Consider the following 25,757-nt stretch of genomic DNA (forward strand, 5'->3'; position numbering starts at 1 on the left):
TTCACTACCGCACAGCGACTGTGCGAATCTGGACATTCTCCATACGGTGCATCGCTTCCCGGCGTCGGAGGAGCGCCATCCCCGTTTTGGCAGGTTTCTGGCTACTCAACGTTTTCCTCTCTTCACCCTCGTGCTTCACTCCAAAAATTCCCACGCGTATGCTTCGCAACTTCTTCACCCTGGCCGTCCGCAACCTCCTCAAACGGAAAGTCTACTCCTTCATCAACCTGTTCGGCCTGGCCCTCGGGGTGGCGGTCTGTCTGGTGATTCTCAAATACGTCGAATTTGAGTTGAGTTACGACCGGTTTCACGAAAATGCCGCGCAGATTTACCGGACCACCACGGCCACCTACCGCAACGGCGAATTCCGGGGTGTCGATCTGGAAACCGGCTACGCGCAAGGGCCTCTGCTCCAAGCCGATATCCCGGAAGTGAAAACCTACGTGCGTACCCACCCGATGTACGGCGGCGCAGTGGTCACCTACCAGGACGAGGTGGGTATGCCCACGACGTTTTACGAGGAATCGATGCAATTTGTCGACTCCACTTTCTTCGACGTGTTCACCTACACGGCCGCGCAAGGGAATCTGCATACGGCGCTGGATCGCCCCAACTCAGTGGTGATCAGTCCGGCGATGGCAAAGAAGTATTTTGGACAGGCAGACCCGCTCGGGAAGATTGTGCAGGTGTCGGGCGGCTGGGCCGACGGCGAGTACGAGGTGACGGCGGTGCTGGAAGAAGTCCCGCAAAATTCGCACTTCACGTTTGAGTTCCTCTTTCCGATTCATAACCTGTTGCAGGGCGGACAGTACCGGCAGGACGACGGCTGGGGGTGGCAGAATTTCTTCACGTACATACAGTTGCAGCCGCACACCGACGTGGCTACGGCCGAGGCGAAGATGCCCGCGTTCATCACCAAATACCAGGGAGACGACCTTGCCGAAACCAACAGCAAAGCGGAGATGGTCCTACAACCGCTCCCGAGCATTCACCTGAACCAGGGATTGCCGACCGAGTCTGGAAACACGTCCGAAACTCCTACCGTCTACTTTTTCCTGCTCATTTCGTTTTTTATTCTCGCCATTGCCTGGATCAACTACATCAACCTCTCGACCGCCCGCGCGATGGAGCGCGCCCGCGAAGTGGGGATCAAGAAAGCGATCGGTGCTTACCGCAGCCAGCTCATGCTCCAGTTTATTTTTGAGTCGGTCCTGGTGAATCTGATCAGCATCGTGCTGGCCGTTCTCATCGCCCTCGCCCTGCTTCCTCTGCTGGGCGAAATGGTAGGCAAGGCGTTGACGTTTGAGTTCCGTGACTACCGCTTCTGGCTGATGCTCACTACCTTGTTTTTGCTGGGGTCCCTCATCTCCGGGGCGTACCCGGCTTTTGTGTTGTCTTCGTTCAACACGATTCAGGTGCTCAAAGGCTCGGTGCGAAACGTGCAGGGCGGCTTTTCCCTGCGCAAAGCGCTCGTGGTGTTTCAGTTTGCGGCCTCGCTGGTGCTGATTGCCGGCACGTTTGCCATCTACCGGCAGGTGGTGTACATGCGGGACCAGGACAAGGGCCTGACGATGGACCAGATGCTCGTGGTCAACGGACCGAAGGTGCTGGAACGTGACGGTTCGACCACCCGCCTGCTGTCCCTGAAAAGGGAGCTGCAGCAACTTGCCGGCGTGGAAGCGGTCACCACCTCGGGGGCCATTCCGGGGGGCGGTCACAACTGGGGTACGGGCATGCGGCGGGACGGCACGCCACCGGAGGAAGCGAAGAGCGGACGGGTGGTGTGGGTCGATCCCGACTTCGTCGATACGTACGGCATTACGGTGCTGGCCGGGCGCAACTTCAACCTGGAGATGGCCTCCGACCTGCACGCCGTGCTGGTCAACGAAGCGGCCCTGACCGCCTTTGGGCTGGGCGATCCGGAACATGCCCTGGAAGAGCGCCTGATTCTGGGCGGCGACACCATCCCCATTCTGGGCGTGCTGAAAAATTACCATTGGAGTTCGCTGAAAATGGAGCACACGCCGTGGCTCTTCCTGGCCGATACCGTCTCGCAGCGGGCATTTTCCATTCACCTGACCGGCACAGACCTCAACGGAACCATTCAACAGGTAGAACAGAAATACAAGGCGGCGTTTCCCGGCAATCCCTTCGATTATTACTTCCTGGACGATTTCTTCAACCGGCAGTACCAGTCCGAACAGCAGTTCGCGCAGATCTTTACGTCGTTTGCCACCCTCGCCATCGTCATTGCCTGCCTGGGCCTGTGGGGGCTGGCGTCCTTCACCACTACCCTCAAACTCAAGGAGATCAGCATTCGTAAGGTGCTGGGGGCCTCGGTGAGCAGCATCCTGTCGCTCCTCTCCTGGCAGTTTCTTCAACTGGTCCTCATCGCCAGCCTGATTGCCCTGCCCCTAACGTGGTACGGCGTTGACGCGTGGCTGCAAAACTTTGCGTTCAGAATGGGGCTGGGGTGGGAACTGTTCGTGGTGCCGGTCCTGATTTTAGGGTTGCTGGCCCTGGGCACCGTGAGCGTACAGATTCTGCGTGGAGCCAATACCAATCCGGCTAAGATACTGCGCTCGGAATGAGCGGATGAGGGCAGCGTTCGCTACGATTTCCCGCGGCAACGCCGGAGAGTGGGCGCTACTTTTCGGGCCGCGAACCCTTATCTGCCTTTCTCCTGTTATCTTTGCTCCATTAGGCAAGGATAAGTTATGTCAGACGTGAAAGAATCGCTCAACTTTATTGAGCAAATCATAGAAAAAGACGAAGAAACCGGAAAATTCGGAGGGCGGGTGCACACGCGCTTCCCCCCCGAGCCGAACGGATTTCTGCACATCGGCCACGCCAAGTCCATCTGCCTGAACTTCGGGCTGGCGCGCGACTACAACGGCAGGTGCAATTTGCGGTTCGACGACACGAACCCCGTTACCGAGAAGGTCGACTACGTACAGGCCATTGAGGAAGACGTTCGCTGGCTCGGGTTTGAGTGGGCCGGGAAGTTTTTCGCTTCCGATTACTTCGAGCAGCTTTACCAGTATGCTCTGCAACTGATCAAATCGGGCGATGCGTTTGTGTGCGACCTGACGTTGGAAGAGATTGCCGAGCGCCGGGGCACGCCTACGGAGCCGGGTCAGGAAAGTCCGTACCGGAATCGCTCGGTGGAGGAGAACCTGGACCTGTTTCAGCGGATGCGCCACGGCGAGTTCTCCGACGGATCGAAAACTCTCCGGGCCAAGATCGACATGGCTTCGCCCAACATGCACATGCGCGACCCCGTGCTGTACCGCATCCGGAAGGCGCACCATCACCGGACGGGTGACCAGTGGCCCATTTACCCGATGTACGACTACGCCCACGGCCTGTCGGATTCGATCGAGGGCATTACGCATTCGGTCTGTACGCTGGAGTTCGAGGTACACCGCCCCCTCTACGACTGGATCATCGACCGGCTGGGCATCTACCATCCACAGCAGATCGAGTTTGCGCGCCTCAACCTGAATTATACGATCATGAGCAAGCGCCGCCTGCTTGAACTGGTCGAAGGCGGGTACGTGCACGGCTGGGACGATCCGCGCCTGCCGACCATCCGGGGCCTGCGCCGCCGGGGCTATACGCCCGAAGCCATCCGCAAATTTGCCGAGCGGGTCGGCGTGGCCAAGCGCGACAACATCATCGACGTGGCGCTGCTGGAATTCACCATCCGCGAGGACCTGAACAAACGCGCCGCGCGTCGGCTGGCTGTGCTCGATCCGCTGAAAGTGGTGATTACCAACTATCCGGAAGGACAAACCGAACAGATGGAAGCCACCAACAATCCGGAAGATCCGGAAGCGGGCACGCGGTCGGTCCCGTTCTCCCGCGAGTTGTACATCGAGCGCGAAGACTTTATGGAAGATCCGCCGAAGAAATTCTTCCGCCTTGCCCCCGGTCGGGAAGTGCGCCTCAAGTACGCGTACATCATCCGGTGCGACGACGTGGTGAAAAACGAAAACGGCGAGATCGTGGAGTTGCGTTGCACCTACGATCCGGACAGCCGCAGTGGCCAGGACACCACCGGCAAAAAGGTAAAAGCGACGTTGCACTGGCTTTCGGCACCACACGCCGTGGCCGCAGAAATTCGTCTGTACGACCGCCTCGTCACCGTAGAAGATCCGGCGGGTGAAAAGGAACGTGACTGGAAAGAGTTTCTGAATCCTGACTCGCTCGTGGTGCTCCCTAATGCGGTGGTGGAACCGAGCCTGGGGGAGGTAGAAACCGGCGCGCTGTTTCAGTTCGAACGCAAAGGATACTTCTGTGTCGATCCTGATACCACTACGCACCACAAGCCCGTCTTCAACCGGACCGTCACCCTCAAAGACGACTGGGCCAAGCAACAGCAGAAAGGTTAGCGGCACTCTTTTTTCGAAAACCCAAGTCGCTTTTGGACAAGTGGCCTGGGTTTTCTGTATTTATGCCTCCAAACCACCCGGTTACACCCGTTTTTGATCGCATTCGCTGTAACCAAAGATTTTTTTTATAGTTAATGCTCAGAGAGCCGGAATGCGCTACTGTGTTCTCTGCATCGGCTTCTGCGGCTGCGCTCTACAAAAGCGGTCTCACACGGACGAGCACACGCCAAGCATCGGGCACACATAGCCTTATCACTTGTTTATCTACTTTTACCAGACTTTTATCACAGAAACGCAACAATTTTTATGAATAGTACTGTATACCCTGGCCATCCCTATCCCCTGGGCGCTACCTGGGACGGGAAGGGTGTCAATTTTGCCCTCTATGCCGACAATGCCACCGGTGTGGAGCTTTGCCTTTTCGATGCGGCCGATCAGGACGCCGAAACCGTCCGCATCCCCCTGCACGAGCGGACGCACCACGTGTGGCATGCGTACCTGCCGGGCCTCAAGCCGGGACAACTGTACGGGTACCGGGTGCACGGACCTTACGATCCGCACAGCGGCCACCGTTTCAACCCGCACAAACTGCTGCTCGACCCGTACGCCAAGGCGCTGTCGGGTACCATTCAGTGGCACGATGCGTTGTTTGGCTATGAAATCGGTCACCCGGATCAGGACCTGAGTTTCAGCGAGATCGACAGCGCTCCTTACCTGCCCAAATCCATCGTAATCGACTCCTCGTTCGATTGGGGAGACGAAAAGCGCCCGCAGATCCCCTACTACCGCAGCATCATTTACGAAATGCACGTGAAGGGTTTCACCCAGATGCACCCGGACATTCCCGAGGAAATTCGTGGTACTTACGCTGCGCTGGGCCACCCCGTCACCATCAAGTACCTGAAAGAACTGGGGATCACGGCGGTAGAGCTTATGCCCGTACACCATTTTCTGACCGATCGCCACCTGGACGATAAGGGCCTGACCAACTACTGGGGGTACAACACGATTGCCTTCTTTGCGCCCGACGTCCGCTATGCCAGCGACAAAACGCTGGGCCACCAGGTACAGGAGTTCAAAGCCATGGTCAAAGCGCTGCACAACGCCGGCATCGAAGTGATTCTGGACGTCGTCTACAACCACACGGGCGAAGGAAGCCACATGGGGCCCACTTTGGCGTTCCGCGGGGTGGACAACGCTTCGTATTACCGGCTGACGGAAGACAACCGCTTTTATTTCGACTATACCGGCACGGGCAACACGCTCAACGCGCGGCTGCCCAGCGTGTTGCGCCTGATCATGGATAGCCTGCGCTACTGGATCACCGAGATGCACGTGGACGGATTTCGGTTCGACCTGGCGTCGAGTCTGGCGCGCGAGCTGCACGACGTGGACCGCCTCAGTGCCTTCTTCGACATCATTCACCAGGACCCCGTCATCTCGCAGGTCAAGCTCATTGCCGAACCCTGGGACGTTGGTGAGGGTGGCTATCAGGTGGGTAAGTTTCCTCCCGGATGGGCCGAGTGGAACGGCCTCTACCGCGACTGTATGCGCGACTACTGGCGGGGTGCCGACAGCATGCTGGCCGAGTTTGCCCAGCGCTTTACGGGCAGCTCCGATCTGTACGAGGGAGACTACCGTCGCCCGACGGCCAGCATCAACTTCATTACGGCGCACGACGGCTTCACGCTCCACGACCTGGTGGCGTACAACGAAAAACACAACGACGCCAACGGCGAAGACAACCGCGACGGCGAAAGCCACAACCGCTCCTGGAACTGTGGTGTGGAAGGCCCGACCGACGACGTGGAGATCCTCGAACTGCGCGCGCGCCAGAAACGCAACATGCTGACGACCCTGTTCCTTTCGCAGGGGGTGCCCATGCTGCTGGCCGGCGACGAGATAGGCCGCACCCAACACGGGAACAACAACGCCTACTGTCAAGACAACGAAATTTCGTGGGTCAACTGGGCCGAAGCCGACCAGCACCTGCTGTCGTTCACGCAGAAGCTGATTCATTTCTGCCGCCGGCACCCTTCGTTCTGCCGCCGTCGCTGGTTCCAGGGCCAACCCATCAAGGGCATCGGGCTGGAAGACATCAACTGGTTTTTGCCGGAAGGTACGGAGATGGACGACGAACACTGGAGTCACGACTACGCCAAGTCGCTGGCGGTCTTTTTGAACGGCCGGGGCATTCGCTCGGTGGGGTCGCGCGGCGAGAAGATTGTGGACGATAATTTCTACCTGATTTTCAACGCGCACTACGAACCGCTCACGTACCGCCTGCCGCCGGAACGCTACGGGGTAGCCTGGACCAAAGTGCTGGACACCGCCGAGGATTTTCTGACCGAAGAAGGTGGACCTACGTTCGAAGCGGGTCAGGACATCACCGTCGACAGCCGCTCGGTCGTGGTACTCAAGAATCCACTCAAGAAATAAAAAAAAAGCTGCACGGAGCGCAGCTTTAAGTTGAAAAAGTAAAAGTTGAAAAAGTGATTACTACCTGTCTTTTCGAACGGGAAGGCTTCGGTAGAGTTGCTGAATTGCGCCACGGATCGGTTGCACGACCTCCTGACCAGACGAATGGGGTCAAACAATCGCCGAATGAACGGAGCGCCAACCGACGGGCATTTTTTACCAATCAAAAGGGGCTGCAAACAGCCCCTTTTTTATTTATCAGAAGATGTACTCGCCCCGCACGGGCACCATCGGGTCGGGCACCTGTTCGTCCTGTAACGCCTCCAGCAGGTTGATCTCGATGGCGCGGGTGATGCTACTGATCGGCACACCGGTGGGCAGATCGTCGATGGAGAAGGGGTTCATGATGTGCATCCCGTTCAGGTGCGTCACGTTGAAGATGAACCCGACCACCCAGCCGAAAAATACCGACCACAACCCCGACGACTCGGCAAACGCCATGGTCACCAGGATGATAAAAATCCAGATGCAGACCCGCGTAAAGTAGAGGTAGGGCGTCGGGAACACGGTGTTATTGATGCGCTCAGACTTGCCCATGCCGTCACAAAAGGCCCGGATCAGGTCATTCAACGCCAGGAAGCGGAAGCCTTCGATCAGGCCGTCTTTCTGCAATTGTTCCAGGTCGTGCGACTGTAGATCGAGAATGGCGTTCGGAATGTTGGTGAACTCTTTCAACGCCTTGGCCTCCTCTTCCGACAGGTAGAAGGCCCAGGTCGTGTCTTTCGTCTTGCGGAGTGCTTCCTTCAGGGCGTACAGAAAGCCGATGTGCCGCATGATCATCCGCCGCTGCCGGAACCTTAACTCTTCGGGCGTGATGTCGGACCCGACCGGAATGGAACAGTAGGCCAGCAGGTTCCGCGCCCACGACCGCGAATCGTTCACGATGGCGCCCCAAATGATGCGGGCTTCCCACCAGCGGCCGTAGGCCTGGTTGTTGTTGAAACCGATGAAGAACGCAATGGCCGTACCGATCAGCGCAGGCAGGGTAGTCGGCACGGGCGTGTAGGTAAGGATCACGTATTTGTCGAACAGGAAAGCCGCAAGACAGGTCAGCAGCATGAGGATGTCGACTTTCCAGGTGAATTTGAAGAAGCGATGAAGTCGAAGGTTCTGATTAACAAGCATGTAGAGAGCATTAGGTGCGGTAGTACAATGATACGTGATAAAGAGACTTTTGGGTAGTCTTGTGGCGGACAAACCTTTCCTGCTCTTGATCACGCTCTGGGAACCCCGCTTCGAATCATTTCTGTATACCTGCCTGCAAGCGGCCGATGCCGCGCACGACCTGGCCCACATCCGCCGGGTGGTTACCTCGGCCAAGCGACTGGCGCACGCCGAGGGTGCCGCGCTGGAAATCGTCGTTCCGGCAGCCTGGCTGCACGACTGCGTCATCGTGGCGAAAGACGACCCACGCCGCAAAGAGGCCTCTCGCCTGGCGGCACAAACCGCCGTAACGTTCCTTCGGTCCGTCGAGTATCCGGAGGCGCACCTCTCCCCCATCGCACACGCCATTGCGGCGCATAGTTTTTCTGCCAACATTCCGCCCGAAACGCTGGAGGCGCGGGTCGTGCAGGATGCCGACCGTCTCGACGCGCTCGGGGCCATCGGCCTTTCGCGCTGTCTGCTGACCGGTGGGGCTTTGGGGCGACCGCTGTACGATCCCGACGATCCGTTTGCCGAACACCGCCCCGCCGACGATGCGCAGTTCACCATCGACCATTTTTACACCAAACTGCTGCGCCTTCCTGCCACCATGCAAACCGAGGCGGGTCGCCAGGAAGCACAGACGCGGGTCACCTTCATGACGCACTACCTGGACGTGCTGCGCCACGAAATCGAGGCATAAAAAAAGCCCGGTCAGCAACTGACCGGGCCAAAAATCAAAGCACAACATTTAGTTACTGGCGACCCCTTTGGCGGGCGGCGCATCGGTATTCTGAAATTCCAGTTCTACGACGTTCATCACAAACCGATCGGTTTTAGCTTCCGGATTGCGGAACACGAAATAGACGTCGTGACGGCCCTGCGTAGGCTCAAGCGGTGCTACGGCCTCGGTCGGCGGCTGCCGCCAGCCCTGCGGCTGAATCGGCGCCAAGGTGTCGGTCTTGCCGATCAGCGTTCCGTCCGGCGCATCCAGGCGCACCTCGATTACCCCGCCGAGCGAACCGGAGCGCGGCGAAACCTGCACCCGGCACATCACCTGCTTGACGCCCGTCAGATCCAACTGCCGGTAGCCCAGGTGCGACTGGTCGCCCACCATGTAGAAGGCCCGGCCGGGCGTAATCATCAGCTGGGTGCTTTCTTTGACGTCGGCGGCCTCGGGCACCAGCGCCGGATTGCGCAGCACCACAACCGCTTCGGAGGTCAGCGCAGGCACTTGTCCGGCACCTTTGTCGGTATAGGCAGCCCGCAACAGGTATCCGCCCTTGCCGCTTTCTCCTTCGGGTACCTGCGGCGTGTACGTGCCTTGCAGAGGCAAGCGCTGCGGTTGGGCATCGTTCAGGCTCAGGATGTACCGCACCATGGTGTGAGCATCTTCGTTCGAGAGCTGCGGGTGGGCGCTCATGGCGTGTTCTCCCCAAACCCCACTTCCGCCTGAAATCACCTTGTTCGCCAGGTAGTCGGGCGCGTTTTTGTCGTTTTTGTATTTGGCGGCCACTTCCTGGTAACTCGGCCCGATGGACCGGGTGTCGAGTTGGTGGCACGACTTACAGTCGCTTTGCGCCATCAGCGCCGTGCCGGCCACAAACCGGGCGGCGGCCTCTTCGGCATTGCGGTGGTTCTGGGCAATTTCGATCGGGTCGAAGCTCTCGGGCACGTAGTCGAAGTTTACGGCCACCTGAGGGGGCTGAATGCTCCCATCGGCCAGACTGCCATCTTCCTGATCGCTCACCTGCACGGCGTAGGTCAGCGGCTGGTTGGGGAAGAAAAAGCTTTGGTTGCCTTGTGTCAGATCGAGTGTTACCTGCGGCGGCGCGTTGCCCGCTTTCACTTCCAGCGACTGGCTGTTCTTCTCCCCCTTAGTATCGGTAACGGTCAGCTGGGCCTGGTACGTACCGGGCTGTTCGAAGGTCACGGTAGGGTTGGCTTCGTCGTAGGTCGTGGCGTTGCCATCCGGCCCCGTGACCTGCCACTGGTAAGTCAGGGCTCCCTGATCGTACTTATCGTAATCCTTCGTGCCTTCCGACGAAAGCTTTATCTGCAACGGCAACGCACCCGCCAGCTTGTCGGCCGAGGCCATCACCTGCGGCTTGCGGTTCCCGGCGTTGTATTCGATGCGAACCAGGCGGGCGTTGTCGTTCCCCCGGAACCAGGCGCTGCCGTATTCCAGCACGTACAGATCGCCCGTCGGGCTAAAGTCCATGTCGATGGCGCTGCTGAAGCTTTCGCCCGGCAGGAATCGCTCCATCGACTCGTAATTGCCGTTTTCGTCCATCGTGACGGCCATGATCCACCCGCGCATGAAATCGACAATCAGCCATTTGCCCTCAAAATACCGGGGAAACGGCCGGGCGGCGTTGGTGAAATCGGCCTGACGAAACACCGGTCCGCCGGTGGCGTTCCGGCCCGCGCTGCCCACCAGCGGAAATTCTTCTGACGGACCGTACGGATACCAAATGAAGGCTTTGTGGGGCGCAGGCAGCTCGCGCAGGCCCGTGTTGTTCGGCGAATCGTTGATGACGTGGGCCGTATCGAACGGCGCGCCGACCTGCTCGTTCGCGTGATCGTAATCGAAATACGGCTTGTTGTCGCCGATGAAATACGGCCACCCGAAAAAGCCCGCTTCGCGCGCCTGGTTAAATTCGTCGTAGCCGCGCGGTCCCCATTCTTCGGTATCTTCCGAAGCATCGGGACCCACTTCGCCCCAGTAGAGATAGCCGGTTTTGCTGTCGAGCGTCGGCCGCCACGGATTGCGGTGCCCCATGGTGTAGATCTCGGGGCGGGTCTTTTCGGTACCGACCGGGAAGAGGTTTCCTTCGGGGATGGTGTACGAACCGTCGGGCTCGGGATGGATGCGGAGGATTTTGCCGCGCAGGTCGTTGGTGTTGCCGGCGGTGCGCTGGTCGTCCGAGTTTTCGTGGCCGGGCCGTTCGTCCAGGTTAGACGAGCCCGATTGAGGATTGACCGTGTTGTTGCCGACCGTCAGAAACAGGTTGCCCTCTTTGTCGAAGACCATGCCGCCGCCGGTGTGGCAACACTCCTCGCGCTGCGTAGGAATTTCCAGCACCACTTTTTTGGTACGCTGGTCCAGCGTATCGCCCCGCAACTCCCAGCGCGCCAGCACGTGCTTCGGCTCGTCCGGGTCGGCATAGTAGAGGTAAATCCAGTGGTTGGTGGCGAAGTCGGGATGCGCCACGACGCCCATCAGGCCCTCTTCGGCAGGACGCGTTTGCCCTTCTTTGTTGGTGTAAATCGTATTGACCGGGATGGTCCCGACCTGTTTCACGCGGTTGGTTTCTGTATCGACCAGCTTCACGCCTCCCTTGCGCTCCACAAAGAGCACCCGACGGCCGCCGTCCAGAAACGTCATTTCCATCGGCTCGTCGAGTTCGCCGGGTTGGGTCAGCACTACTTTGGTGAAACGATTGTCTTCGGGCGGGCCGGTTTCTTCGGCGGCCGCGGTTTGTTCGGCAGGTTTGCAGTGGCTCAAAAGAACCAGCGGCAAAGCGAAAAGTCCCCATTTCAGACAGGGCCGAAGCGCCCTCGGAATCAGGTGGTGGTACGGGTGTAAAAGCATAGCACAAGATAGTTTCGTAGGAGAAAGACGATGAATGGCCGATGCGACCAAAATCAATGTGTCTTTGGTACGCAATCTATCCATTTTACCAGAATCTTGCAGCGGAAATGGTCGAGAATATCGGCCCAACGGTAGAATGCACCCGGCCCTACCGAACACAAAACGACCCGATCGGACCGACCGGGTCGTTTTGTGCCATCAATATCTGTAAGCAACTTGGTTTACTGTTTCACGATCCGTTCGGCAGCGTACCCCTCACGCTTCAGGAAATACACCCCGGCCGGCAGGGTACTCAGGTCCAGCACCTGCCGCTGGGTTACCCGCCGCTCCAGCACCTGACTCCCCAACGCATTGTAGAGCCGGATCTGGGCCGGCACGTCGGTCTCGATCGTCAGCCGATCGTGTACCGGATTGGGATAGAGGTGGAATACCTTCGCGTTGGGAAGCAACTCCGACGACGCCAGGCGGGCCTCTACGCAGTTGTCTGCTGCTTCGCCCAGCCCCACCGGAACTTGGTTGCGGGCGGTGATGTAGACTTTGTCCATGCGCACATTGGGCTCGCGGAACGCAAACGTAAGTGTGTGCGCACCGGCTTTCAACCAGAAGCGGCGTCCCAGCACTTGCCCCCACTGGAAGTCGTACGACGGGGCCCAGCCGTTCCACAACGCCCACGATCCGCCGTCGACTTTCACCCAGAACGAGTTCTGCCCGCGTCCCAGCGAACGTACCCGCACAAAGAACTGGAAGGAGTCCGCCTTCGCCACGTTGAATGCAAAAGAGACCTGATCGGCCGGGTCGTCGCTCGGTGTGTGTCCATAGTTGGGCAAGCGGACCGTTACATAGTGCCCCTGCGACGCATACAGGTTCGGCACGGTATCCCACCGGCTACCCACCTGCGCGCATTCCGCCTCGAACCAGAGGTCGCTTGTGGTCGGCGGCGGCACGGGCGTCGGATCGGCCACGCAGGCGGCCGCCGCCCCCCCTATTCCGGCAGGCCGGTCGTTGTTGGTGGTGAGGTACAGCTTATCGAGCAAAGCCCCGTCTTCACGGTACGCCACGTCGATCACATTGGTCCCCGCGACGAGGGCAAAGGGGCTGGACCCGAACTCTTTCCATACCCAGTCGGTAGTGCCGAAGAGGCTGTTCCACTTCAGCCAGTCGCCGCCGTTCACCCGAATCCAGAACGAGTCGTCGTTGGGATCGGGCGCTGCCACGCGCGCGAAGATGCGATACGCTCCGCCCTGCGCCGTGAACGTAAAGCGCACCCGGTCGGCCAGCGCCGTGGGCGCAACGTCCAGGCTGTTCGAGCCCGCCGCGATGGTTACGTAACCGCCGTTCGACGCGCTCACCGATGTATTGGTCACCCAGTTGCTGCCCACCTGGGCGCATTCGGCTTCGAGCCAGATTTTCTGCACCGAGGCCGGCGCGCAGGCTTTCTGAATGTCGGCGACGGAGTTGCAGCCCTTGGCGTTGTTCTGGATCGTGACTTTGCCTTGAGTTGCAGCAATCACCTCTTCCAGCACACAACACGACGTCAGCGCAGGGTTATTGAACACGTGCAGTTCGCTGATCGAGGTGACGCCCTGTAGCGCCGTCAGGTTGTTCAGGACATTGTTTTCGCGGATCACCAGAAACTCACCGATGGTGCGGACGCCGCCCAGTCCCGCAACAGATTCCAGCACCGCATTCTCGCGGATCAGCAACCGCACGCCGACCGACGTCAGCTGGCCCAGTCCCGCCAGGGTTTTGAGCCGCGTAGCACGAATCATCAGTGTCCCTCCGACCGACGTCAGGCTGGCCAGAGGCGAGAGGTCGGTGATGTCGGAAACCGTCGTATTGGCCAGATCGCCGATACCGATGACCAGATTTCCCTTCACCGTTTTGCAGGCAAAGGCGTTGACGTCGGCTTGGGTGGCGAGTACCACCGTACCATCGCAGACATCCGGCGTCGGCTCGTCGGGAGTGCAGGCCGTTGCAATCTCGGTAGCCGAATTACACCCCGTGGCGTTGTTCTGGATCGTAACCACCGACTGCGCGGCGGCGATGACCGATTGCAACACGCAACACGTGCTCAGCTGGGGATTGTAGGTGATGGAAAGCGCCCCGCCCAGTGTCTTCAGGCCATTGAGCCCTTCCAGTGTGGCCAGTTTGTCGTTGTAATAAATTTGCAACGCACCACCTACCGACGTCAGCTTCCGAAACCCTTGCAGCGAGGGGAGCGCGTCGTTGTTGCCGAGGGCCAGTCCCCCGCCGATGGTCGTCAGGTTCTGTAGCCCCTCCAGGGTAGCCAGGGCATCGTTCTGCCCGATGTACAAATCTCCGCTGACGGAAGTGAGGCTGGCGAGTGGTTTCAGAGTTTTGATCGGATCGGCACTCCCTGTGGCCGTCACGATCGACAAATTTCCCGTAATGGCCTGGCACGCAAAGGCATTAACCTCCGCCTGGGTGGTCAGCATCACGTTGCCTTCACAACCGGAAGGCGCCTCGCAGGCAGCCATCAGGTCGGGGACTGAACTGCACCCCGCGGCGTTGTTCTGGATGGTGACCGAGCCTTTGGCCGCTTCGATCACCGACTTCAAAACACAGCACTCCGACAGTTTCGGGTTGCTTTGTACCAGCAACGAACTCCCCACGGTGGTCAGCTTGTTGAGGCCCGTCAAGCTGGTCAGTGCAGCATTCTGGTAGATGGACAAATAGCCCCCCACCGTCGTGAGGGCCGAAAGCCCTTGCAAGTTGGGCAGCGCGGCATTGAACCGGATGTTGAGGTAGTCGCCCACGGAGACGATGCCGCTCAGTCCGCTCAGGGACGTCAGGACGCCATTAAAGCCGATGTCGAGCGCACCGCCGACCGCCATCACCTTCGCCAGCGCCTGGAGGTTGTTCAAGCTACCATTTCCGGCGATGCTCAGGTTGCCACTGACGGTCGTCAGGTTGTTGAGGCCTTCCAGGGTCGCCAGGGAAGCGTTGTCCTGGATGTTCAGGTTGCCGACCACCCGGGTCAAGGTCGTAAGCTTGGTCAGCGAGGTAATGGGATCGGCAACGGCAGACGCCGATTTGATGGTCAGGTTGCCCGTCACGACCGAACAGGCAAACGCATTCACTTGGGTTTGTGTCGAGAGGGTGACGTCGCCCTCACAGGTTTGCGCACGAAGTGACAGCAACGCAGACAGGAACATCAGCCCGCAACACAGGAGCGGTCTGGCGACCCGGGGGTAGAGGTGGGTGTACATACAAAGTAGAGTTGGGTATGGAAGTGATATGGAAATACGACGTAGTCATGCCCTGAACATGAAGTGGCAGTTAAATTCAGATCGCGCTACAACAGAAAAGCCAGGCCCGCTGCTCGCGGGCAGAGCCTGCGAGCAGCGGGTGTTGGGGCACCGTCCCGCCAACACGCCATAAGGTACAATAAACCAGACAACAAGTTGATGATTTTCAACAAAATACGTCCCGCAATTTTTATATTTCTTACGTCGGGTCGCTGGCGCGTAGGTTAAAAAGTAGGACGCGCCACGTGGGCGTCTGGGGCGTGGATTCCATAACACCTTTTCACTCGAAAACCTTGGTCCCAATCGTTCCCTGAAGTGAGGAGCGTGCGATTCTGCGACCGCATGTCCATCGGTCACCCGCAGGCAATTCCCGTCACGAAACGATGCAGGTCGGCACCCGCTAGGCACCGCACGAAAGCTGCCACCCCCTTACTAGTATACAAATTGTTATAAAACTCAGACCATCGCCCGCTGATTCTGTTTTATAGAGCACGAAGGAGAAATGAACATAAAGCCGCTTAGGCTCGCGCGGGGAAGGCCTCGGACGGCACCCGGCGCATCAGGTATCCGATCAGGATGGCGTTGCTCACCAACGTACCACCGGCGGCCAGCACCAGGAAAGGCGCCGGAACGAGGGGAAGCAGCCACCCCGACAGGTAAGCACCGGCCACATCGGCCAGGTTGATGAGGGCCATGTACGTGGTAAACTGCGACCCTTCCACGCCGGGCACACAAAGGGCCATCAGGATCGGAAACGCAGCTACGCTGAACACCGGGTCCATCAGGTACGAGAGCGTCATGCCACCGGCCAGCCAGGCGGTGGTGTGGCTCACGGCCAGCAGCAGGGCGAACGTGAGCAGAAAAAGTCCGTTCCCCAGCCCCACTCCGGCCAGCATCCGACGCGCCCCCAGCCGGTCGGCCAGAATGCCCCCCGCCAGCGCCACGCCAACGGCCACAGCCGTGCCGACCGTTCCCGACAGCAGCGACAGTTCGGTATCCTGCCACCCTAACTCCTGAATCAGATAAACGGCCATGGTCCGCTGAAACACGCTCTGCGCCAGATACACAACGGCAATGACGGCGAAAAAACGCAGGCTGACGGCTCGTGTCAGTCCCCGAAACAAGCGCAGAAAGAGGGTACGTAGCGTATGCGGTACGTCGTACGAACACAGCGACGAAGCGCGTGCGGTGCCCGGCCACGTGATCCAACGATCGGCCCGTTGCTCCTTCAGAAAAAACGTAGCGAGCATCATGGAGAACAGTAGCACCGCTTGCAGGAGGGCCGCCGTGCGAAAGCCGTACGCCCGCAGGAGGTACGCAAAACCGGCTGCGCCCAGCGCGCTTCCCGTCAGCATGCCTCCGCGCATAAACGCATTGACCCGCCCCCGCTCGTCGACCGAGGTGAGTGTAATCGCCATGGCATCGACACTAGCGTCTTGTATGGAGGCAAATACGCTGTGCCCCAAAAAAGCGCACGCCAGCAGGTTCAGTTGCGTACTCGGGTCGTCTATCCTCAGGAGCATGAGCGACGCCAGAAAGGCACACCCCTGTGCACACAATACCCACGGCCGCCGACGGCCCATCGGTGAGTCCTGAAAACGGTCGATCAGCGGTCCCCACACAAACTGGAGCGTCCAGGGCAACCCTACGATGGCGATAAAGCGGCCGATCTCCCAGGAGGGCACGCCTTCGGCCGCTAAGTAGTTGGCAACCGCCGTCAGGGCGAAACCCGAGGGTACCCCCTGCACGACATAAAGGGCAAAAAACGTTGTGTACCGTAACCAGCGGTGCTCCGCCAGTACAAAAGGATAAGCTGCCAAGCGCCCGTATGATCTGTCGAACCCCCGGTGGTTCTTTCACATAACCGACCCGCACTCAAGTTGTTTCGACTGCACCCCGATCCGGATAGCGGCGAACGCCACACGCGAGCTATTCCGTTTTCAAGGCCTGTACAGGATTGATGAGTGCAGCACGGAGGGACTGGTAACTGACGGACAACGCCGCGACTCCGAAAAGCATCATTCCCCCGACCACAAAATAACCCGGATGAAGCGAAACGTGATACGGAAAGTCGCTGAGCCACTGCCGGAGCAGGTACCACGCCAGCGGGGTGGCGATCAGGAACGACAGCAGCGCAATCCGCCCGAACTCGCGCGAAACGAGGCTGACCACACTCGCCAGCGAGGCCCCCAGCACCTTGCGCACGCCGATCTCTTTGGTGCGACGCGTTACGACGAACGAAACCAGTCCGTACAGACCCAGACACCCAATGAAGATGGCGATACCGGCAAATACGCCGAGCAGTTGCGTGATGCGTTCTTCTCCCCGGTAAAACTCCGCAATTTCGTCGTCCAGAAATGCGTAGCTGTAGATTGCTTCGGGAAACGTGGCCGTCCAGGCCGCTTCGACGTGAGCCAGCGCCTGCGACAGCGGGACAGAAGGGGCCAGCCGAAGGGCCGCTTCGTAAAACTCGCGCGAGTCGGTCATTAACAAGGCGGGGTTGATTTTTTCGCGCAACGAACCCTGATGGAAGTCCTGCACGACGCCGACGATCGGTTTGGGTTCGCCGCCGCCCAGCCGCAACATGCGCCCAATGGCGTCTTCCGGCGTGGCGATGTCTACCACTTTCAGGAGCGCTTCGTTTACGACGTATTCGCGCACCGTATCGCTTTCCTGCAACATGCGCCCCGCCAGGAGGGGCAACCGGTACAGGTCGGCGTAGTGCGCATCGGTCATAAACAACTGTACGGACACGTCGGCATCGGGCTGATCGGCCATTCCGAAGTTGCTCATCCACCGGGAGTCGCTGGCGGGTGCCAGGTTAGAGAAGCTTATCTGCTGAAACTCCGGGTAGGTTTCCAGCCGCTGCCGAAATGTTTCCAGCGACGTGGGGCGGTTGTCGGGCAACGGGACGGTCACCACCGCCTCGCGATTGAAACCCATCTCGGCGGTTTGCAGGTAACGCGTCTGCGCCCAGACGACCAGTGTCCCGATCAGCAGCACCTGCGCCGCAACGAACTGAAACCCCACCAGGACCTGCCGGAGCGTCAGCCCCCCGACCCGCACGCCCTGCGCTCTTCCCTTCAATACCTGCGCGGGTTGAAATCCCGACAACAGCAGCGCCGGATAGAGCCCTGCCGCCACGGTGAGCAGAAGCGTCAACCCGACCAAGCCACCCAACAGCCACGGATCGCGAAGCGGCGCAAAGACCAACGCCTGCCCCACAAACTGGTTGAACGTCGGCAGCAGCAGCTGCACCGCACCCAGCGTCAACACCAGCGCACTGATCACAATCAGGGCTGTTTCGCCCAGAAACTGTGTGATCAGTTGCCCGCGTCCGCTGCCCAATACTTTACGAATGCCGACTTCGCGCCCCCGCTGCACGGCCTGTGCGGTCGCCAGGTTCACGAAGTTGATGCACGCCAGCAGAATCAGAAAAAAGGCGACCATCGCAAGCATGCCGAGTTGGGCCTTCGAGACGGTCGTGCTAAAGCCCCCATAACGCTCGTCGAAATGCACCTCGCGCAAGGGTTGTAACGGATTGATATCCTGCCGTTGCGCACGTTCGTTCTTGTATTTTTTTGCCAGTTCGGGCATGCGGGCCTCTACCTGTTCGGGTGTAATGCCTTCGTGCAAGAGCACGTAGAGCTGGTGATCGCTCGAAATACTCCCCCATTCCAGGTCGCTCGGATCAGCGAAATATTCTTCGAGCGATTGATAGGAAATCAGTGCCGAAAAGGGCAACGACGACTGCACCGGCGGATCGTCCAGCACGCCGGTCACGGTTAGGTCGAGTCGGTTTGCCAACTGAACACTCTGTCCGACCGGGTTCTGCCGCGGGAAGAGTTTCTCGGCCAGGGTACGCGTCAGAAGGACCGTCCCCGGACGCGCCAGCGAAGCCCCTGCCTGATGTTCGACCGGAAAATCGAACACCTCGAAAAATTCCGGAGTCGCAAACAACATATCGTCTTCCCGAAAGCGGCGCGTCTCCGTTCCCTCCGTCACACTCATCAACCCGCTGGTGTGGTTAATCGGGGCCACCAATTCTACCTCGGAGAAATCCTGCCGTACTGCTTCTGCCATCGGGACGGGCGTGCCCGGAGAGCCGCTCCGCGCGCCGTTGGGTCGTTGCGAAGCACTCACGATGCGGTAAATCCGGTCAGCCTTGGCGTGGCCGGCGTCGAAGCCCAGGTGGTACTGCACCAGCAGAAAAATGAGCAGCGCCGAGGTGATGCCCAGGGCCAGGCCCAGGATGCTGATGAGGCCGTAGCCTTTGTAATGCCGCAGGTTGCGCAGCGCGACTTTCAGGTAGTTGAGGAACATAGCCAGAGGTTAGGAATGGTCTGTGGACACTGAAGGGACGAGTAGGCGAAAGTCGTGTGTGGCCGCAGAAGCCCAAATCACAGAAGGCTCATGCCTTAAAAATCCGGCTCCATGTTACAAGTAAGAAGCACCTGACAACCTCACCGAAGGCGCCGCCGTGTGTCTTTTTGATCCACCCGCAGCGCCCCTCAACCCCTTCGGCAAGCCGCCAAGAAACCTGCCAAAAGTGTACAGAGCCGTTTGTGTGGCGCTGGTAGCACTTGGAGCAGCGTCAGTTGTTCAGAACTGAACAGGCATTGTACGGTTCTGGACAGAGGGGAATCAAATGCAAAAGGGAGCATGGCCCTGCCATACCCCCTTTTTTGTACCACCAAGTTATTTTAATTCACAGCTTCTGAATTCTCTGATAAGTTGTGCCCTTTGTCTGTTGGGTGACCAGAATGTAAATGCCTGCGGGTTGTGTGCTGAGGTCGACTTCCCAACGGCCCGATGTCACCTGGTGCTCGTGTACGGTCACGCCTGTCATGCTCAGCACCTTCAAGACGCCTGTAGCCGGGGTCTCTTCCTCAAACGAAACCTGAAATACATCCCGGCTGGGGTTCGGATAGACCGTAAAGCCAGTTACCTGTGGCGAGGCGCCGGGGGAGGCACTTGCCACACGGGCGGGCGCTTCGCAGTTGGTTGCCGGCAACCCATACCCAATGGGGGCAGAAGTGCCCTGGGTGATGTAAAGCTTGTCGAAACGTACGTTGGGTTCGCGGAAGCTGAAATCGAGCTGGTGCGTTCCTGCCGATAAGGTAAAGGTACTATCGTCCATCACGCCATGCCACTGGTAATTTGGGTCAGGCATCCAGCCCCAGTTGTACCAATCGCCGCCATCGAGCCGTACCCAGAATGAATTTGCGTGCATGCCCAACGAGCGCAACAGCCCGTAGAAGTGGTAGTCACCGGCCTCGCTGGTGGTAAAAGAGAACTGCACTTGATCGGCCGGATTCTCACTCGGCGTGTACCCGTACGTGTTGGTGATGGTCACATACTGGTCGTTTGAAGCATTTGCATCGGTTCGGGTCAGCCAGCTCCTGCCCACGGTTGCGCACTCGGCCTCCAACCAGGTATCTGTTTCGTCACCGCCACAGTTGGTGGCAGGCATGCCCTGATCTGCTGGCGGGGTGTCGTCTCTGGTGATGTAGAGCTTGTCGAAACGCGCATTCGGCTCACGGAAGCTGAAATCGAGTTGGTGCACTCCTGCCGAAAGTGCAAACGTGCTGTCGTCCATCACACCGTGCCACTGGTACGTTTCATTGGGTCCCCACCCCCAGTTGTACCAATCGCCACCATCCAACCGTACCCAGAACGAGTTGGCATGACGCCCCAGCGAACGCAACAGCCCATAGAAGTGATAATCGCCCGCCTCGCTCACCGAGAACGCGAATTGCACCTGATCAGCCGGATTCTCGCTCGGTGCGTATCCATACGTGTTGGTGATGGTCACGTACTTGCCATTCGAGGCCTTCCCATCGGTTCGGGTCAGCCAAGCACTGCCCACAGTAGCACATTCTGCCTCCAGCCAAAGGTCGGTAGCGCCACCACCCCCTGTACTATCGGCATTCACTTCTATGGTCACAACCGCTTGCGCTGACAGTGGCAAAGTTGAATTGTCATCAGTAGCAGTGAAGGTGACGTTAAATATACCACTTCCAGAAGGCGTCCAAGAGAAAGTGCCCGTAACGTTATTGCCAACATTGTTTTGAACAAATGTGGCTCCCTGGGTGAAAGGTAATCCTGACGCCTGAATGGTTACATTCTCACCTCCCTCATCAGAGGCAGATACATTAAAAGAAAGAGAGTTTCCTACAGTCGTTGTTTGCAGAGTGGAAATCGGCTCAAATTCAGGTGTATATGGATTCACGACCGCATTGTCAATAATAAGTAGCGTAAAATCCCGCTTCACCTGTGCTCCTGTTTTAACACCATTCTTTTTTTCTTCAATAAGCGTTGAAACGATCCAAAAGCCTGTCTGTGCTGCAGAAGGTGTCCATGCTATGGTGCCTGATTGTGAAATAGATAGACCCGCCATTTGAGAGTATGGACTACTTACTCCAATGACGTCATCCAACGAGTATTCCAGTACATCGCCTTCAGGATCAGTAACGTTAAAACTAAAACTCAGGGGTTGACCTGCCGCAAAGGTAAAAATTGGGATATCAAAAAATTGTGGAGAAGAACTTGGTGAACTTGGCGTGTGGCTGATTGCCGCGGTAAGCCCCATCACATCAAATTCAGAATAATTTTTAGGACTATAGTCTGATACATCACTCCCATCATAACGACAACAAGATCCCCATGATAGCTCGCTTATTCCAGCACTTGTGAATGTAACGACTCCTTCCTCAACAGAATAATACGTAATTCCATCAGGTAAAATTCCGTCAGATACCAAGGTCAAGTCTATCGTGCTTGCACTTACAGGCCCGGTTGCAGCCAGTGAAGCCAGTCTATCTTCTATAATGTAACTAGACCGCCAGTAAGCACGCGCCGTGATTTTGTACTGATTGCTTCCTATGTATTCATAGGTTATCTGCCCTCCTTTAAAATGGGAAGCCCACGCTACAGTGCTTCCTAAAAAAAAGCAAAGCATCCAGCTAATTCGGCGCCAGTTAACGGGCGCTTGCACTAAAAAAAGCGTAGAATTCATCAAAGTTTTCATGCGAAATAAGTAGGTTATAGTTTAAAAAAACAGATACAATTCAATTCAAGAGACGACACAAGCACGTATCAGTAAAGACAAAAAAGCGCATGAGGCGACACAGGCACTCGCCCCTGTATTGGATCGCCAAAAAGGAAGATTACTTCAGATGGTATGCAGAAACCATTCGCCTGTATATGAGTGGCTCACATACATTCTCAGGCAGATGCTCACGCCTGTTTTCCAAAAAAATATGCTCAACGAAAGTAGAGAAGGGAGCACTAAAAATAAATACCTACTTTTCAGTATTCAACTAAACAACACGCATACAACTCAAAACAAAAGACAACAATTGAGTCTATACCTAATTTATACTGAAAAATAGGTAGTAACCCAGTAGGCTCAAATATAACGTTGGAGTTTAGCGTTCAGTAGAGGAGGAACCGTTTTCTTTGGGAGCTGCGGAGGAGGCGAGTTGGTCAAAGCCACTGCGGAGGTGCAGGTCGCGTTGCGGGAACGGAATTTCTACGCCGTTTTCGCGAAACTTCTTTGCGATGGCGTAGTACAACTGACTTTTCAGGACACGGGGCGTGTCGGTGTAGCGGCGGGTCCAGACGCGCAAGTTGAAGTTCAGGGAACTGTCACCGAAACCATCAAAGAGCACGTCGGGTGGCGGTTCGTTCAGGACGCCGGTGTTTTCGCGCGCGACTTCCAGGAGAAGCTTCTTGATGCGCTCCGGTTCTTCGTTGTAGGATACCCCCACGGGAAAATTGAAGCGAACCGTGCGGTCGCGGTAACTCCAGTTGATGACTTTGGAGGAGATAAAATCGGAATTGGGCACGATGATAGCGATGTTGTCGTTCGTGACGACCGTGGTGGCGCGGGCGCTGATGTCCACCACATTGCCGGTCACGTCGCCCACTTCGATGCGGTCGCCCACCTTGATGGGCCGCTCAAACAGGATGATGATGCCGCTGATGAAGTTGCTGGTGATGTTTTGCAGGCCAAACCCAATCCCTACGCCCAACGCACCGGCCAGCAGGCCGAGGGCGCTCAGGTCTACCCCCGCCGTTTGGATGATGACGAGTAGCCCCAGCACCATGATGATGTAGCGCGTGATGGTCCCGATGATCTCCCGAATCCCGATGTCCATGTTGTAGCGGATCAGGATGCGCTTGACCAGTAGCGTGCGGATTTTGCCCGAAACGGTATAGAGCAGAACGAGGCAGGTGATGAAAAAGATGATGTCCCACAGACTCAGGCTAGAGGCTCTGCCCAGGCCCAAGGGCTCAGTAAAAAACTGCACGATGTCGCCGAGCCACTCTTTGAGCTGGTCCAGGACTTTGCTTTCTACTTGTCGTTCTTCCTCCATACGCAGGGGGCCATCGGCACTAGGCACCGGTGTAAACTTATGACCTTCTTCAGGCGCTTGCAAGCATCAGGGCAACTCCCTGAGAATCTGCCTTATACCAACCCCCGGGCTTTCAGTTCCAGGTATTTGTTGACGGTTTTGAGCGTAAGTTGGTCTGGTGGAGTCAGGATCGACTGGATGCCGTAACGGCTCAGCTCGCGGACGACCTGACGCTTCTCAAACGCGATTTTTTCGGCGATGGTCTGTACGTAAATGCCCGTCAGGTCATGGGACGGCTGTTCGATCAGATCACGCAGTTCCGTGTTTTCGAAGAAAACTACCACCAGCACGTGGTCGCGGGCCATCAGGCGCAGGTACGGCAGTTGCCGCTGCAGCCCCGTCAGCGTCTCGAAGTTGGTGAACAGCAACAACAGGCTGCGCTGGGTCACGTTGCGACGCAGGTGCTGGTACAACACCTCGTAGTTGGTCTCTTTGAAAGAAGTTTTCTCGTGATAGAGCGCCTCCATCAATTGCTGAAGCTGCTGGTTGCGGCGCGAGGCAGGCACGTGGGTAGCAAGACGATGGTGAAACGTGATGAGGCCCGCCTTGTCGTCTTTGCGCAGGGCAATGTTGCTGATGACCAAGCTGGCGTTGATGGCGTAGTCGAGGAGGGTCATGCCGGCGAACGGCATTTTCATCACCCGTCCTTTGTCGATCAGGCTGTAGACCGGCTGGGCGCGCTCGTCCTGAAATGTGTTGACCATCAGGCCTCCCCGGCGGGCGGTGGCTTTCCAGTTGACGGTCCGGTAATCGTCACCGATGACGTACTCCTTGATCTGCTCAAACTCGCGATTCTGCCCGACACGACGGATTTTCTTCAACCCGAACTCGGTCAGGCGCGGCGACGCAGCCATCAGTTCGTATTTCCGCATTTGCAGAAACGAAGGATAGACCGGCACCCGCTGCCCCTGGTCCGTGCGGTACCGCCGACTGACCAGCGCCAAGGGGCTGCGCACGAACACATTGACCGCCCCGAATTCGTACTCTCCGCGCCTGACGGGCCGCAGCAGGTAGCGGACGACACGGCTGGCCCCGGCTTTCAGCTGAAACGGAAACCGCAGATCGCGCAACTGGAACTGTTCCGGCAATTCGTCGATCACGTAGCCCGACACCGGAAAGGTGTATAGATTATCCAGATGAATGAACAATTCATTTTCGTCGCCGTTCGAGAGACGTTCCGGGCAAACACGGCGGGATTCGAGGCCAAACCGCCCTGCCCCCCGCCGCCCGTAAAGCAGCACCAGGTCGAGCAGGAGAAGCGCGACCAGCGCCCCGAAGCCGACCCACGCCACGCCGAACAGCGCCGGATAGGGAAAGCTCAGCAGGAACAGAAACACCACCAGGCCCACGCCCCAGAACAACCGATTGGTCAGGTATAATGATCGCAAGAGAGTCAAAGACAGATTGGAAATTGCTGATTACACACAAAGGCCAGATGAGGCGGCCGCCCTTCCTTTTACCGCGGCACTTCCACCTTATCGACCAACTGGCTGATGACGGTGTTGATGCTCGTACCCTCCATTTCGCGCTCGGGCGTCAGCATCAGGCGGTGGCGTAGCACCGGCGCTGCCATGCGCTTCACATCTTCGGGCGTCAGGAAATCGCGACCTTGCGTGGCGGCGAAGGCCTTCCCGCTGTTGAGCAGCGCAATCGAGGCCCGCGGCGAAGCCCCCAGGTAGAGGTCGGGATAACGACGCGACAGGTCCACAATGCCGGCGATGTATTCCATCAGTTTGTCTTCAACATGTACGGCCTGCACCTGTGCGCGTGCCCGTTGCAACTCCTCGGCCGTGAGCACCGCATCTACTTCGCCGACGGGCGCCTGCTGTCGCCGCTCGTGGTGCCCCCGCAGAATCATCGCTTCCTCCTGCATGGATGGATACGGCACTTCTACCTTGAACAAAAAACGGTCGAGCTGCGCCTCCGGCAGGCGGTAGGTTCCTTCCTGTTCAATGGGGTTTTGAGTCGCCATTACTAAAAAAGGCGCGCCCATCGGATAGGTTTTGCCGTCGATGGTCACCTGCCGCTCTTCCATCACCTCAAACAGGGCGGCTTGGGTTTTGGCGGGGGCCCGGTTGATCTCGTCAATCAGCACAAAATTGGAGAAGATGGGACCGGGCTTAAACTCAAACCGCGACTCCGACAGGTTGAAGACGCTCGTACCCAGCACATCGGAGGGCATCAGGTCCGGGGTAAACTGAATGCGGGCGTAGTCCACCGCCAGTGTACGTGCCAACAGCTTGGTCGTGAGCGTTTTGGCGACGCCGGGTACTCCCTCCAGCAACACATGTCCGTCGGCCAGCAGCGCCACCACCAGTTGTTCCAGCATTTCGTCCTGCCCCACGATGATCTTGCTGATCTCCGTTCTTACCCGCCGCACGCTGTCGCGAATCGGACTCAAATCCAACCGGCTTTCCAGTTGGCGCTCAAATGATTCGTTCGTTTCTTCCAAAATAGC

Annotated in this window: 13 protein-coding genes; 4 read left to right on the forward strand and 9 right to left on the reverse strand. The window is 58.0% G+C overall.

All coding sequences use genetic code 11. The features are described 5' to 3' along the window. The first annotated feature begins 158 nt into the window (after positions 1–158). The 3 genes from BLR44_RS14055 (at position 159) to glgX (ending at position 6,833) form a co-directional block, all read left to right on the forward strand. Complete coding sequence (locus BLR44_RS14055) at positions 159–2,591, forward strand: ABC transporter permease (protein ID WP_089682952.1); 2,433 nt, start codon at positions 159–161, stop codon at positions 2,589–2,591. Between the two features lie 126 nt (positions 2,592–2,717). After that, positions 2,718–4,394, forward strand: a complete 1,677-nt coding sequence (locus tag BLR44_RS14060; RefSeq protein WP_089682955.1) for a glutamine--tRNA ligase/YqeY domain fusion protein — start codon at positions 2,718–2,720, stop codon at positions 4,392–4,394. A 306-nt stretch (positions 4,395–4,700) separates the two neighbouring features. Continuing rightward, positions 4,701–6,833 carry a glycogen debranching protein GlgX gene (glgX, locus tag BLR44_RS14065; RefSeq protein ID WP_089682957.1) on the forward strand — a complete coding sequence of 711 codons (2,133 nt, stop codon included), beginning with the start codon at positions 4,701–4,703 and terminating at the stop codon, positions 6,831–6,833. A 237-nt stretch (positions 6,834–7,070) separates the two neighbouring features. Here glgX and BLR44_RS14070 read toward each other — a convergent pair whose 3' ends face one another. Continuing rightward, positions 7,071–7,997: a bestrophin family protein gene (locus tag BLR44_RS14070; RefSeq protein ID WP_089682959.1), complete on the reverse strand. Its 927-nt coding sequence runs from the start codon at positions 7,995–7,997 to the stop codon at positions 7,071–7,073. Positions 7,998–8,082: 85 nt separating this feature from the next. Here BLR44_RS14070 and BLR44_RS14075 point away from each other — a divergent pair, with 85 nt between their 5' ends. Beyond that, positions 8,083–8,718 carry an HD domain-containing protein gene (locus BLR44_RS14075; protein ID WP_218127083.1) on the forward strand — a complete coding sequence of 212 codons (636 nt, stop codon included), beginning with the start codon at positions 8,083–8,085 and terminating at the stop codon, positions 8,716–8,718. 48 nt (positions 8,719–8,766) lie between these two features. Here BLR44_RS14075 and BLR44_RS14080 read toward each other — a convergent pair whose 3' ends face one another. The 8 genes from BLR44_RS14080 to BLR44_RS14115 all read right to left on the reverse strand — a co-directional run bounded on the left by BLR44_RS14080 (position 8,767) and on the right by BLR44_RS14115 (position 25,751). Continuing rightward, positions 8,767–11,610, reverse strand: coding sequence for a PQQ-dependent sugar dehydrogenase (locus BLR44_RS14080; RefSeq protein ID WP_089682961.1), 2,844 nt, complete (start codon positions 11,608–11,610; stop codon positions 8,767–8,769). Between the two features lie 221 nt (positions 11,611–11,831). Next, entirely contained in the window at positions 11,832–14,840 is a 3,009-nt protein-coding gene (locus BLR44_RS14085) for a T9SS type A sorting domain-containing protein (RefSeq protein ID WP_089682963.1), read from the reverse strand. A 557-nt stretch (positions 14,841–15,397) separates the two neighbouring features. Further along, positions 15,398–16,699: an MFS transporter gene (locus tag BLR44_RS14090; RefSeq protein WP_089682965.1), complete on the reverse strand. Its 1,302-nt coding sequence runs from the start codon at positions 16,697–16,699 to the stop codon at positions 15,398–15,400. Positions 16,700–16,808: 109 nt separating this feature from the next. Beyond that, positions 16,809–19,202, reverse strand: coding sequence for an ABC transporter permease (locus BLR44_RS14095; RefSeq protein ID WP_089682967.1), 2,394 nt, complete (start codon positions 19,200–19,202; stop codon positions 16,809–16,811). 385 nt (positions 19,203–19,587) lie between these two features. After that, on the reverse strand, positions 19,588–20,826 hold the full coding sequence (locus BLR44_RS28905) for a T9SS type A sorting domain-containing protein (protein ID WP_176956047.1): 1,239 nt from the start codon (positions 20,824–20,826) through the stop codon (positions 19,588–19,590). A gap of 1,483 nt (positions 20,827–22,309) precedes the next feature. Further along, a complete protein-coding gene (locus tag BLR44_RS14105; protein WP_089682971.1) occupies positions 22,310–23,260 on the reverse strand; it encodes a mechanosensitive ion channel family protein in 951 nt (316 codons plus the stop codon). A 92-nt stretch (positions 23,261–23,352) separates the two neighbouring features. Next, entirely contained in the window at positions 23,353–24,687 is a 1,335-nt protein-coding gene (locus tag BLR44_RS14110; protein WP_317042790.1) for a DUF58 domain-containing protein, read from the reverse strand. A gap of 68 nt (positions 24,688–24,755) precedes the next feature. Next, positions 24,756–25,751 carry an AAA family ATPase gene (locus tag BLR44_RS14115; protein ID WP_245706062.1) on the reverse strand — a complete coding sequence of 332 codons (996 nt, stop codon included), beginning with the start codon at positions 25,749–25,751 and terminating at the stop codon, positions 24,756–24,758. Positions 25,752–25,757: the final 6 nt, after the last annotated feature.

Origin of the sequence: Catalinimonas alkaloidigena, from assembly GCF_900100765.1 — a bacterium.
In the GTDB taxonomy this organism is placed as follows: Bacteria; Bacteroidota; Bacteroidia; order Cytophagales; family Flexibacteraceae; genus Mooreia; species Mooreia alkaloidigena.

Coding starts and splice junctions, on each gene's coding strand:
- BLR44_RS14055 (WP_089682952.1), top strand. CDS start 159: ATGCTTCGCAACTTCTTCACCCTGGCCGTCCGCAACCTCCTCAAACGG.
- BLR44_RS14060 (WP_089682955.1), top strand. CDS start 2,718: ATGTCAGACGTGAAAGAATCGCTCAACTTTATTGAGCAAATCATAGAA.
- glgX (WP_089682957.1), top strand. CDS start 4,701: ATGAATAGTACTGTATACCCTGGCCATCCCTATCCCCTGGGCGCTACC.
- BLR44_RS14070 (WP_089682959.1), bottom strand. CDS start 7,997: ATGCTTGTTAATCAGAACCTTCGACTTCATCGCTTCTTCAAATTCACC.
- BLR44_RS14080 (WP_089682961.1), bottom strand. CDS start 11,610: ATGCTTTTACACCCGTACCACCACCTGATTCCGAGGGCGCTTCGGCCC.
- BLR44_RS14085 (WP_089682963.1), bottom strand. CDS start 14,840: ATGTACACCCACCTCTACCCCCGGGTCGCCAGACCGCTCCTGTGTTGC.
- BLR44_RS14095 (WP_089682967.1), bottom strand. CDS start 19,202: ATGTTCCTCAACTACCTGAAAGTCGCGCTGCGCAACCTGCGGCATTAC.
- BLR44_RS14105 (WP_089682971.1), bottom strand. CDS start 23,260: ATGGAGGAAGAACGACAAGTAGAAAGCAAAGTCCTGGACCAGCTCAAA.